The organism is Leptolyngbya sp. FACHB-541, from assembly GCF_014695875.1.
Taxonomy (GTDB): Bacteria; Cyanobacteriota; Cyanobacteriia; order Elainellales; family Elainellaceae; genus JAAUTN01.
This window is the reverse complement of sequence record NZ_JACJPC010000050.1, coordinates 17,879-30,307: the sequence shown is the minus strand read 5'-3', so window position 1 is coordinate 30,307 and position 12,429 is coordinate 17,879. Positions and strand designations below refer to the sequence as shown.

General features: G+C 48.0%; 5 protein-coding genes. All 5 read right to left on the bottom strand.

Annotation, left to right across the window (positions count from 1 at the left end):
* Positions 1–418 precede the first annotated feature (418 nt).
* The 5 genes from H6G00_RS10500 to dctP all read right to left on the bottom strand — a co-directional run bounded on the left by H6G00_RS10500 (position 419) and on the right by dctP (position 12,204).
* Positions 419–1,609, bottom strand: coding sequence for a response regulator (locus tag H6G00_RS10500; RefSeq protein ID WP_190796689.1), 1,191 nt, complete (start codon positions 1,607–1,609; stop codon positions 419–421).
* A 487-nt stretch (positions 1,610–2,096) separates the two neighbouring features.
* Entirely contained in the window at positions 2,097–5,411 is a 3,315-nt protein-coding gene (locus tag H6G00_RS10495; protein ID WP_190796688.1) for a response regulator, read from the bottom strand.
* A gap of 60 nt (positions 5,412–5,471) precedes the next feature.
* Positions 5,472–7,946: a methyl-accepting chemotaxis protein gene (locus H6G00_RS10490; protein ID WP_190642930.1), complete on the bottom strand. Its 2,475-nt coding sequence runs from the start codon at positions 7,944–7,946 to the stop codon at positions 5,472–5,474.
* 113 nt (positions 7,947–8,059) lie between these two features.
* A complete protein-coding gene (locus H6G00_RS10485) occupies positions 8,060–11,047 on the bottom strand; it encodes a cache domain-containing protein (RefSeq protein WP_190796687.1) in 2,988 nt (995 codons plus the stop codon).
* 47 nt (positions 11,048–11,094) lie between these two features.
* Entirely contained in the window at positions 11,095–12,204 is a 1,110-nt protein-coding gene (gene dctP / locus H6G00_RS10480; protein WP_190796686.1) for a TRAP transporter substrate-binding protein DctP, read from the bottom strand.
* Positions 12,205–12,429 lie beyond the last annotated feature (225 nt).

The following is a 12,429-nucleotide window of genomic DNA, read 5'->3' as shown; positions in this document are numbered from 1 at the left end:
GCAGTAATTAGTGATTATTGCTACGGCATACGTTGAAGAGCCTTGTACCAATTTCTATCTCTCTTCTATCACTTTCACAGTACAAAAAGCCTACAAGCGTCTGTTTCCAGGCAAAGCCTGGAAATGCCACTTCGGAGGCTCTGCTTCCATTTACAACGAAGCGGACGCAGAGCCTCTAGAACTGCATTCCTGGCTAAAAGCTAGGAACGAGAGAGACTGAGAAAATTCTCTTCTCCAAAAGTGATGAAAGAGGGCTATAGCAATTCTCAATTGCATGGCATACAGTAGTCCTCTGGAAGCGATCGCCCTCCATCTATCCTCTGCTTGAATCAAAGACTTCCTTTCTGCGATCCCTCATGCAAAAGTCACTCAAGCCTTCGCTGCTTCTAGCTTTGCTTCCATCCTCCGCTCTACTCATCTAGAGATACTTTCGTACAATTTGCAGTAGTTCTTCAGCCCGAGGAGGTTTAGTCAAAAATTCAGTTGCCCCGGCTAGTTGAGCGCGAGTTCGATCAATCGAACCACTTTTAGCGGTTAGGATCACAATGGGTGTCTCCTTAAATGCAGGAGTATCTCGTAAAAACTTGCAGATACTGTAGCCATCTGCGTTGGGCAGCAGTAAATCTAGCAAAATCAGATCAGGCTTATGCTCAATGAGTTGAGAAAATCCTCGCATCGGTTCTGGAATACTTAATACCTGATAGCCTGCTGATGCGAGAATTTTCCTTAACGTATGAGTTAATACAGGACTGTCATCAATACAAGCGATTAACGGCTGTTTCTGGTTGAACTGAGCTAACTGTGCTGAGGATGGCTGTGCTGTTGAAGCCCGTTGGACAGAAACGCCAGCAAGGGGTTGAACAAACGCTGAGAGGGGTAGGTCGGGTACTCTTTGAAATTGTAAAACTCCTTTCTCTACAAGAGAGATGAGGGAAAGGGTCACCTCAATCACCGATTTATCTACCAGAAAGGCAATGTCCCACAGGGTGAAGTTAGCGTTAAGGTATTTATCCGAAATTGGCAGCGCTTGAGGATCTATTTCCTGTTTTACGTTAGGAGCAGTCGCTTGCAGGTTAGATTCTTGCTTGAGGGTTGGGGCAAGGGTTGGGCTCAGATAACCTAATCCAGCCGTGTGCCATTTCTCCTGCATCTTTGCGACTTTGTTGAAGATCGTATACGTTTCAGGAGAAGACAGAGCAATGAGATTACAGAGCGGTGACACATCTCTTGAGCAAGTTTTCCAAGTCTCTTTAAAGTCTGTCTGATTGCTCAGTTCAAATAAACATTCCTGGATAATGCTGCGAACTATCAGCTTCGCTTGAATTAAGCTCAGTCGCTTATGGTTAATGCCTAAGTCAAGGAGTTGATATTCCCAATGCTGATGATCCATTAATTGAGCAAAATCTGCTCCCCAATTCCATTTAGGACAATGCTGTCTTAAGGCTCTATCCCACCGTCTTGCACGATGATATTCATTAGTTGCATAAAGCAATTTACCGTGAAAGATATGAAGGCACCAGATATCTTTACGACTGTTTAAAAGTAGCTCACCGTCACTCTCATCTCGACCTAATTTTTGTAATTCTTCTGTTAGCTGACTTGGTATCATCTGCAACTAAACCAAATGGTATTTCTTTGAGGTTAGGGATAAGAACAATGCGATCGCCTTAAATATGTAGACCAGTCAAACTACAGCGACAGACAAGTATCCCTTTAAGTTCAAATTTAGAACCTTAAATTTTTCTGTGAATTGACGACTGGAGTTGCTTCACCAAGTAGCTATGAAAACACCAAAACATAAAATAGATTTTAGTATTTTTGGACGCATCTATTGTGCTTATATCTATTGTGTCTTATTCAATGTGGCGATTTGTGGGCTTCCTTCTAATTTCATCAAGCAAACAGCGTTGTGTGAGCTGAACCTCAACAGACGAGTGTACATTCTGTCGTACGTGCAACACATTTTTTTTTACACTTTGATTTGTATCTCACCCGTAACTTTATTGAAGTTGAGTTCAAATCTTTACAAAGTCTCTCAAGATGCGAATTTTCTGCTCAGGTAGCAGAAAATTCATTCAGCCTGGAAAGCTTCTGGGCTAGTGGGTGGATACCATCGCCGCATCCAACAAAAACTTGACTTTGTTGATCAGTTCCAAGGTAGAAAAGCCTTTTGTCAGATAGTCCGTTGCTCCTAAACGTTTTGCTTCGGTGAACCATTCCTCAGACAATCGCGAAGAGATTACCAGAATAGGAGCTGTGACTTTTGCTTGTCGGCACCGATCGGTTAGCGTGAAACCATCCATGTTTGGCATTTCAATGTCTGTGATGATCAGAGTAGGAGTATGTTTTTGCAGCCAGTTCCAGGCTTCCAGTCCATCCACACAGGTATGAGTGGAATAGCTATAGGCGTGCAGGCTAATCTCAAGCCTTCGTCGAATCAGTGCCGCATCATCAACGATGAGAATGGTTGGCGTTGTCTCTTCTGGGTCTGGAACATCAGGTTCAGAAGGCGGAACTTCGGTAGGTTGGGGGAGTTTGGCTGGAGCCGTTAAAAGTTGTTCTAGTAAAGCAGTTGCTTCTAAAACAGGAATCAGGGTGCCATTGGTTTGCAAGCTGACTCCCATTAAACCGTCGGGTCCAACAAGAGGACTGGGGAGTGGATTGATCAGTAAGTCGGCTTGTTCTAAAAGCTCATCAGCAATCAGCCAGATGCCTTGCAAGCTGTCTTGAGGACGAATGTGGAGACAAACTGCTGTGTCAGGTAATGGGCGGGCGTGAGTCTGAGGTCGCCAGTATTCCAGTAGATCTAGTGCAGGAATTGCTTCGGTTTCACTCTCAACCACGCGAGAGTAAACGGAATTTGTTTCTTTCAGGAAAGTGATGTTTAAGGAATCGAGTAGAGCAGTCGTCCTGATCGATTCTGTAGGAATTGCGAAAATGCGATCGCCCGCCTGAAGCAGGAGACAGGGAACCAACAGATGAGGCACCGGAAACTGAAGGTGAAAGGTTGTGCCAACTCCTAGCGTAGTGTCAAGATTTAACTTTCCGCCAATTCGAGCAATCTGAGCCGAAACCACATCCATACCCACTCCACGCCCAGCCGTGATATTCGCGCGAGTCTCAGAGCTAAATCCTGACTGACAAATCACAGATAGTAGCTCAACTGGGGTTTGAGCCTGGGTTAGGGGTAAGCCTAATGCCTCAGCCCTGGTCTGGATTACCTCTGCATCAATGCCGCGACCATCATCTTGCAGAGACAGTTGAAACGTGTTGCCACGTCGTTGAAGGGACAGAGAAATCGTACCTTGCTCAGGCTTACCTTGAGTGAGGCGTTGATCGACAGGCTCTAATCCGTGAGCATAGGCATTGCGAATCAGGTGCAGCAGAGCTGGCTCCAAGTTTCGGGCAGTGCTGACATCCAGTTCAATCTGCTCTCCTTGTACGACCAGTTGCGCGGGTTTGCCGTAGCGAGTTGTCAGATCTCGAAGGACTGCTCTCGCCCGGAAGCTGAGATTTTCGAATGGCACCAGGCGACTATCTTCAACCGTATCTTGAAGCTTGAGCAGGTTGCTATCTAAGTTCTGCAAACTCTCAGCCGTCTGGCGAATCACCCGTTCTGTTTCTCTGCCTAATTCAGATAGCCTTAAGTTTGTTTCTAGCAGTCGGTTAATGGTTGTGTAACCCTGCCGATAGCGTTCGGGCGTCGGACCTTGAGTATTGCGTCTCAGGTTATCTAAAAGGGCATAGTCATCCTGAATTTGGCGAAGATAAGTGATATGTTGGGCACCTTCCTGAGCCAAAGCCACTAGCTGATTGATTTGAGTTTTTAGCGTTTGATAAAATCCACGGGCTGTACGAGCCGTAAGTAAGGTTTCTATTAAATATTGAGCTGATTGATCTAGTTTTTCTAGAGGAACAGGAATCTGAATTTTATCTGCAAGGTCGTTAGAGCGATCGGACGGAGCTTGAAAGATATGCCGGGGAGAAGCAGCAGACGGAGCTTGAGCACCTGAAAGGTTTTGCGCTTGTGCTGAATCTGGAGCAATGGAGTCAGTAGATTGATTCGGCGACTCTGGTAAATCCTCCACTTGTGTCAGGTCAACCGTGATGTCAACCTGCTCAAGCTGGTCGGAGGCTGCATCAGAGGGGCGATCGCTCCAATCTGCTGCCCAGTCCAGATCATCTGAGCCTGAATCAACCTTAAAATCTAACAGGTTAGACTCATCTCCAAACCTATCTAAGAATCCAACTTCTGCTGTTGTCGTTAGGTCGGGTTGGTCAGACGCAGGACTGAGAAAATCGAGGGAATCTTCTTCGAGGACCAGCCCTTCGGCAAGATTCGCATCATCTAGGAAGAGGCTGGTATCAGTCAGGTCGTCGGATTGCTCTGGCTCATCCAGGAAGGAGAGGGGTTGACTGAAATCAAGCAATGCATCATCTGAAGAACTATCTAAAAGGTTTTCTGAAAAGACTTCTGATGTATCGTCTAACTCGCTGATCAACTCACTATCCAGTAAATTGAGTGAGTCAAACTGATGTTGTACAGGAGCATATTCTAAAGTTACATCTGAATTCACTTCTCTGTTTGCTGTCCAGTCTTCTTCAGGTACTTCTGTCCAGTTCAGCTCAAAAGCGACCGGAGCACCACTTTGTTTGGCACAAGTTTTTAAGACGTGAAAGAGACGCAACCATTGCGATCGCCAAATTGAGTTTTCTGGACGCTCAAACAGTTGCTGAGCCTGATCAAGCAGTTGAAACCACCCCACCGCAAACTGCAAATCTTGCCCTACCTGGTGAAGTTGAGTCAGCGTTTGCTGCGCCAGGGTACGTGTCATTTCCAGTACAGAACCTTGGGCTGGGGCTTGTTCCAGCGCAATCTCCAGGTCCAGCACAATCATGTCAAATCCCTGATCGGCAAACTCCTGATGCAGTTGTTTTTGCTCATTCCAGGTGGGTAGATATCGCTCCCGCACCTCTCCATGCAGGAATTGAACCCGAGTTAAAATCGGCGCAATTTGAGCAACAGCAGACTCATCTGAAGTGGGTAAATCTAAGGCGCTGGCTAACAGTTCACCTGTTTCTAGTAATGTTTGCTGCAGGTAGCCGTCTGTCAAGGGAGGAGCCAGTTCGAGGTAGCGGAGGTCGGACAGCAAATCTTCTACCACAGTTGCGAGCTTTAGAATCGCTTCAGCCGTGACCGTGACCGCACCTCCTTTGATCGTGTGAATACACCGGTAAAGTTCCCGAATATCACTCGTCCAGGACTCGGCATGGAGCCGCTTAGTAATTTGGTTATAGCGTTGCAGACAGTCTTGCGTATCGACGATAAATAGGGTGAGTAGCTCTTGCTGCAACTGGGCTTCGGCGAGTGCTTCTGAATCTTTTAAAGGATCAACGTCTGAAATCGACATGATGACTAATTTGTGAGCGTCCTTGAACAAAATTCATGGGTTGAATCGAGGCAATACCAATCAGTTCATCAGTTGACCCACATCAGGCTGACTCACTGCAACATTCACAGTACTCGGATGAGTCTCCTCTAAAGCAGAGTGCCCGTTTTGGCGAGTTTGGCTGTGAAAGGTAGGAAATGCAGGTGCATGAGATGAGTTGGGGATAGTGCTAGGAGGCAACTTAAAGAAGTCAACCGTCTGGAGCAACATTTGAGCTAATTGCTCTATTTGTTGGGTCTGTGCCTTGGTCAAACTTGCCTGCTCGGATGTTTCAACGGCGATCGCTGCAATAGTACGAATAGACTGCAAAGCAGTTTGCACGGCAGTGGCGATCGCCTGACTGGACTGCACCATCTGTTGCCAAGTTTGATCGACTTGCTCACTCGCCGTTTGAATCGTGTTAAATACCTGCAAAGACTGGTCTACTCCAACGGTAAAGTCACTCACCTGCTGACTAATTTCTTGAACGTCATAGTCCAATCCAGATACCGTAGTTTGAATTTGGTCGGTTCTCTGTTGCAGCAAAATCAAACTTTGGTTGGTTTGAGATGCGAGGTCGTCTACCTGAGCCGCAACCGTTTCAAACTCACGGGTAATGCTGGCAAACTGTTGTGGATCTTGTTGCATTGCGGCCCGGTTTGCCAACATAGACGCATTTACCGCCAAAATCCGAGTCATGGAGGCAATTCGTTTTTGGTCCTTGGCAAATTGGGCCGCCAGTTCCACATAACTGGTGAGCATTTCGACCCGTTTGGTGATCTGGTTTGTGTTTTGCTGAAGGCTACTCATTCCTTCAGAAATAGTGGTGATTTCTTGCTGTCCTTGGAGCGTTGCGGCTTGAGTTAACTGAACTGCTTCACTAGTAGCAGTTATTTGTTGTGCAGCCTCTTGAGATAGGTCATCCACCGTCTCGATCAGGTTTTGCACCTGGATGATGGACTCTGTTTGCTGTTCAGCGTTATTTGAAACAGAGACTGCCGATTTTTCTAACTGGTTTGCCCCTTGAGCAACATATTCGGTGGTGCCCAGGACAATCGCGATGACGTGTCCTAACCGCTCGACCAGGCGATTTAGGGTATTTGCGATTGAGCCAGTCACTCCAGTGCTGCTGCGGGCTTCTACCGTCAAGTCACCTGATTCGATCGCCGCAACCATTCTTAAAAGCTGCTCAACTTCGGTTTGCAGCATTTGATTGGCTTGCTCGGCGATCGCCATCTGCTTTAATTGTTCTTCGGTTTGGACGCGATTAACCAGATCTTGCTGAATTTGTTCCTGATCAAGTTTGAGCTGCTCTAGGGCTTTGAAGAAAGCAGTGGAGATTTGTTCTACTTCGTCTTGCTGCTCTAGGGCCATCTTTTCTGTATCCGTACCAGCTATCCGATGACACTCAGCTAACATGGGCCGCAGGCGGTGATTGAGCGATCGCACCGACAGAGCCACCACCAGTGCTAAAGCCAACCCGACGGCAAGCGTTCCACCCACTGTAATGAGTGCGACCCGGTCAAACACTGCTTCATAGGGCACAAAGGCAACTGCAATCCACTCTCTTTCGGGAATCTGTTCGTAGGCCCAGTACCCCTTCTCACCTTCTAAAATTCCGGCTTGACCTGTCATCTCTGACCAAACAGGTTCTAGCCCCGGAACTGATTGATAGGTGGCTACCGGGTCTGCCTCAGTGGCAGCAGATGGATTGGCAATCACCTGCCCGGTTCTGGTCAGCAGAGCTGTATATCCGGCTCCTTGCGTTACGGGTGCCTCGATTACATCATTGAATGCAGTGGGGTCTAGTTCGACAAACACTGTTCCCAACCAACCTGCACCATCTTTTAGAATCTGAGCATAGTAGGTGGTCTTGTGTTGCTCTTCTAAGGCAGGGGATGACCAAACGTCCTCTTGAGGGACAAAAAAGGTGCGATAGCGATCGCTTTCAGGATAAAAGCTATTGGCTTGAGTTCCGTCTACATAACGAACGTCATTGTAAGGCGGAGACAATAACGTTCCAGCCGCATCTGGTTCACCCGAATCAAGATAGTAGTAGGCAGAAAACCACTGTTGCTGAGGCAAAATACCATTTTGACTTTGACCAACGCCTAAGCCCCTAACAAAACTGGGGCGGTCTTTAAACAATTCAAATAGCAGCTGCCGATAGGTTTCGGCTGAGTTGGTATTGCGAAGATGCAGCGCCAGGATGCTGGTTCTCAGGCTCTCTGCAAAGAGCTCGGCTTGTTCCAAACGACCATCCAAGAGCTGTACTTTATCACTCACAGCTTGTTGGATTTGTGCTTCTGCCTGGTATTTAACGATTTCGCCAAACAGAAAAGTAATGCCACCCACTCCTACCAAAGCGCCTCCCACAACTGAGATAAACAACTTGGTGCCAATCGAGTTGAGGCGAAACCGTTGAATGAGTGGAAGCTGATTGATCGCTCTGAGAAAACTCATTCCACTAGCAGAGTTAGGGGTGGAAGGTCGGGGAGTGTGGGGTGTGAATGACATAAACGATCTGAATAAAGTTCAGGAATATGAAAGTTGCCGAAAAATCGATACAAAACACTTCAAACCGCACACCCTGTCCTGTTTAGACCAACATGAAACCTGCTTGAAACTGTTTAGAGCGATCGCTTAGGAACAGTTTGAGCCGAGAGATGCATTTCAACCCTGTCTGTTGTGTTAGCAGAGATATCCACGGTTGGAACCTTTGCCTGAGAGAGATCTACGGGTGTTTGAATTACCGTTTTGTCGCCTTTTAAGGTTGGCAACTGGAAGAATTCAATACTTTGCAGCAGTTGATTAGACAGCAGATTCATTTTCTCGGACTGAATGCGGGTGCGTTGAGACAAGCCCGCCGTTTGGGTCGCAATTTCGGCAATGTCTCGAACCACTTGAGCCGCAGACTGAGCCGCATTTACGATTGCCTGGCTGGATTGAGTCACCGCCTCACCTGCATTTACAGTTTCCTCTGTCACCACTTGGACACTGTTAAATACCTGACTGGATTGATCAACCCCTTCAGTGAAGCCTCTCACCAAGCCTCCCAGGTTCTGAATGTTGGCATCAATGATCGAAACTACACTATGAATTTGGGTACTGCGTTGCTCTAGTGTCACCAGTCCTTCGTTGGTTTGCTGCGCTAAGCGACCCACCTGATTGGCGATCGAATCAAACTCACGGGCAACAACGGCAAATTGTCTGGGGTCGCGTTGCTCAGAGGCGCGAGCGGCGACCAGCGAAGCGTTGAGTGCCAGTGTTTGAGTCAGGGAAGCAATCTGGCTTTGTTCCTGCACAAACTGGTCGGCAAGTCCGACGAATTCGCCTAGCGTTTTCATCTGTTGCACGATCCGGTTGGTACCTTCTTGCAAGACCTCAATTCCTTGCGTCAAAGTAGCGATCGCCCCCTGTCCTTGTTCCACAGTGAGCCGCACACTTTCCAGCGAAGTGGTAGTTGCTCTGGCTTTCTCAGCCGAGCTTTGCGCCATTTGCTCAACTTGCTCGGTCAATTGCAAAACCTGAGTAACCGCCTGTGCCTGCTGTTCGGTGTTGGTCGCCACGACTTCAGCCATTGCCTTTTGCTGGTTGGCTCCTTCTGAAACCTGCTGAGCCGCCTCAACCACCTGAGTCACTACATCTGTGAGGCGCTCAATCAAACGGTTAAAGGTATCTGCAACCAGTCCTGTGGTGCGATCGCTCACTCTTGCCTGAGTGGTCAAATCTCCTTCTTCTACTTCAGATACAACGTCTAGCAAATGACTCACTTCTTGCTGCAAAATCTCACTTTCTATCGCAATTGACACCAGGTTTGCGACTGAGGTGACGAATGTTTGTTCATCTGCCTGCCATGCCCGCTCAGCGTTGCGGTCACAGCGAATCACGCCAGCCGTTTGACCCCCAATCTGAATTGGAATGTTTAAGACCGACTGAATACCAGATGCAATTTTCTCATTTGCAAAGAGGTTATAAATTGCAGGGTTAGCAATAGCATTTGTGGTGGCAATCACCGTATCAATCGCCTGAAAATACTCCTTTGCATGAATCGCGGTCAAGATATCTGCATCTTTATGCTGTTTGGTGGAATGGTCATACTGATCCAGACAGGTGAGTCCAGTGCGATCGCTCGTATACACCCAAATGCTGACGCAATCCACCTGGATGGTTTGGGCGATCGTCTCAGTAAAGGCTTTAGCCACCTCTTGAGCATCTCCTTGAATCAGCGCTTCATTTTGAGCCAGACTTGCCAACATATCGTTTTGATGGCTCAACTGCTCCGAGTTTTGGCGCAAGGTTTGCAGCAGGTTTTGAATCTGGGCCGCCATCTGGTTGACGTTGGCACCCAGAATTGCAAACTCATCACTACCCCGCACTGGGATTCGGGCTTCTAACTCACCTTGTCCCAGCTTTTCAACCGTTTTGGTGACTCGCTGAATTGGGTCAGTGGCCCGTTTTGCTAAAAACGCACCCAACGCAGCCGCGACGAGAGCAGTTAGGACTGTACCCAGGGCGATCGCTCGCAACAACTGCCCCTGAGGCACAAAAGCAACATTAGATTCAACTGAGGTGACAACGCTCCAATCCAGGTTTGCAGCCGTTCTGATGGGGGCATAGGCATTTAGCTGTTCACCCGTTGCGGACTCTGCTAACCAGGCTTGCTGCCGTTTTTCGGCACTCACTTCAGGGAAAAGGGGCACCGCCTCAGCGATCGCCCCACCTAGTGCATTACTGTCAGTATCGGGTAAGTCTTGGAACACATTGCCTGAACTATCCACCAGTCGGTAGGTTGTTCCCTCGCGCAAGCTCGCTGTTCTGAGAACTGCGTTTCCCACATACTCTACCGGAATCCTGGCTGCAACGACCGCGATTGTTCTTCCAGACTCATCTGCGACCGGAGCCGCTACATAAATGGAGAGCCTTTCCGTGCCATCTACACCCGTCGTTGTACTCGGTTCACTCACAACGGCTTGTTCTGTGCTGAGAACTTGCTGAAAGTAAGCCGCATCTTTCTGATTCAGTTCACGCGCAGAACCTTGAGATTGGGCAATCACCTCACCCTGGAGATCGTATAAAGCAATACTTGAGTAGGTTCGATAGTCTTGAACAAATGTAGTAAATTCCTCTGATGCAGCTTGCTCCAGCACGGCCCGCTGTGGAGAAGTGGCACTAAGATTACCCACTCCCTCATCTTCAATGAGGTGATGGGCGATCGTGGCGACCGTTTTGATGTTAGCCAATCGTTCTTCCAGGAAGCGACTCACCTGGTCAGAAAGCTGATTTGCCTCAAGCAACTTTTCTTCAGCAATCTGTTGAGTAATCGCACTGTCTCCAGAACGATAGGCATACCAACCCACCATCGATACAGGCAGCACACCAAACACAGTTGCCAAAATAGTCGCTTTAACACCAATGCTCAACCCCCTACCTAACAGGTAGTCTTTCGAGAGATTCAGACCCGATCTTCTAATCGATTGTCTTAACTTTGAGGTAGCGATATCCATCATTGCTGGACCTCCAGGAGAAGGCGAAGTTTGAGCAGATGGGGCTGAATTCGCTGTATTTTTAGGAGTATTCTGTTGGGAATCTGATACGTTCTGATGTTGGGCAGGCATAACGATAGGTTCCTACGTTATTTAAGTTGCATGAAAGCGAAAGATATCTAACTAGGAGATATAAACTCACCCAGACTCTGTTCGTTAATTCGATTCCATTGATAAATTCCCTGGCGGAATCCTTTCCAATTGTCATAAATCCTACGAAAACCGCCATCCTGGCTAGAAAATCCTTCGTATAGCTCCAGGGCTGCGGCTTGTGCGCCATTGATAATTTCGCTAGAGTAAGGGGTCAACTCCGTTCCACTACTCACTAATCGCTGCAATGCCTCGCGATTGGCTGCGTCATATTGAGAGAGCATCATAATCTGAGCCTCAGCAGCAGCAGCTTGCAGAGCTTGCTGATAGCCGGTGGGCAACTGATCCCAGGAGCCCCGATTCACAATCAGTTCATAAGTGGTTCCAGGCTCATGCCATCCTGGGTAGTAGTAGAATGGAGCAACTTTGTTTAGTCCTAATTTCTCATCTTCGTACGGGCCAACCCACTCTGCTGCCTCAATATCATTTCGCTCAAGAGCAGGTGGAATTTCTTCAGGCGGGAGAGTTTGGGCGGCTGCCCCTAAACGCTTCATCACCTCTCCACCCAGACCCGGCATCCGAATTTTTAGCCCCTTCAAGTCAGCCAGGGTGGTTACTTTTCGCTTAAACCAACCTCCCATTTGGTTGCCTGTACTGCCTGCGGGAAAGTTGATTGCGTTGTAGTCGGCATACACTTCCCGCAGCAGGTCTAACCCACCTGCCCCATACATCCAGGCTAGATGTTGGTTAGGACTTAGCCCAAACGGCACACTGGTCGCAAAGGCAAAAGCTGGATTTTTGGAAGTGTAGTAATAGCCAGCCGTGTGACCACATTCGGCAGTGCCCGCCTGGATAGTATCCAAAATTTCCAAAGGAGGGGCAATTCCACCAGCAGGAAAGGCCGTGATCAGAAAATTTCCACCCGTTAACTCATTAACGCGATCGCAAATCAGTTTTGCTATCCCAAATACAATATCCAAGTTTTCGGGCCAACTGGTTGCCATTCGCCACTCAACTCGGGGCTGAGAACCTGATTGAACTTGAGAGCCAAAAAACTGGGGTTGGTTGCTGCACGCAGCTAGAGTGCCTGCTGTAGCGGTGCCAATGGTGAATTGACGAAGTAAATGTCTACGTTTCACAGTTCTTCTCGTTTAAGGGTGAATGAGGTTTCAAGCAAAACGGTCCAGTTCGTTACCATTTTTTGCAGGGTAGGCAGTACTCATACCGATTTAATTTGAGGACGTTGCAGAGGCGTGTAGGGGCGCACTGCAGTGCGCCCCTACAGAAATTGATGTGTCGCGCAATCTATTCAAATCGGTATCACTAACTCTCACAGTTCACGTCCCTAGTCATTCAGGTCTTCG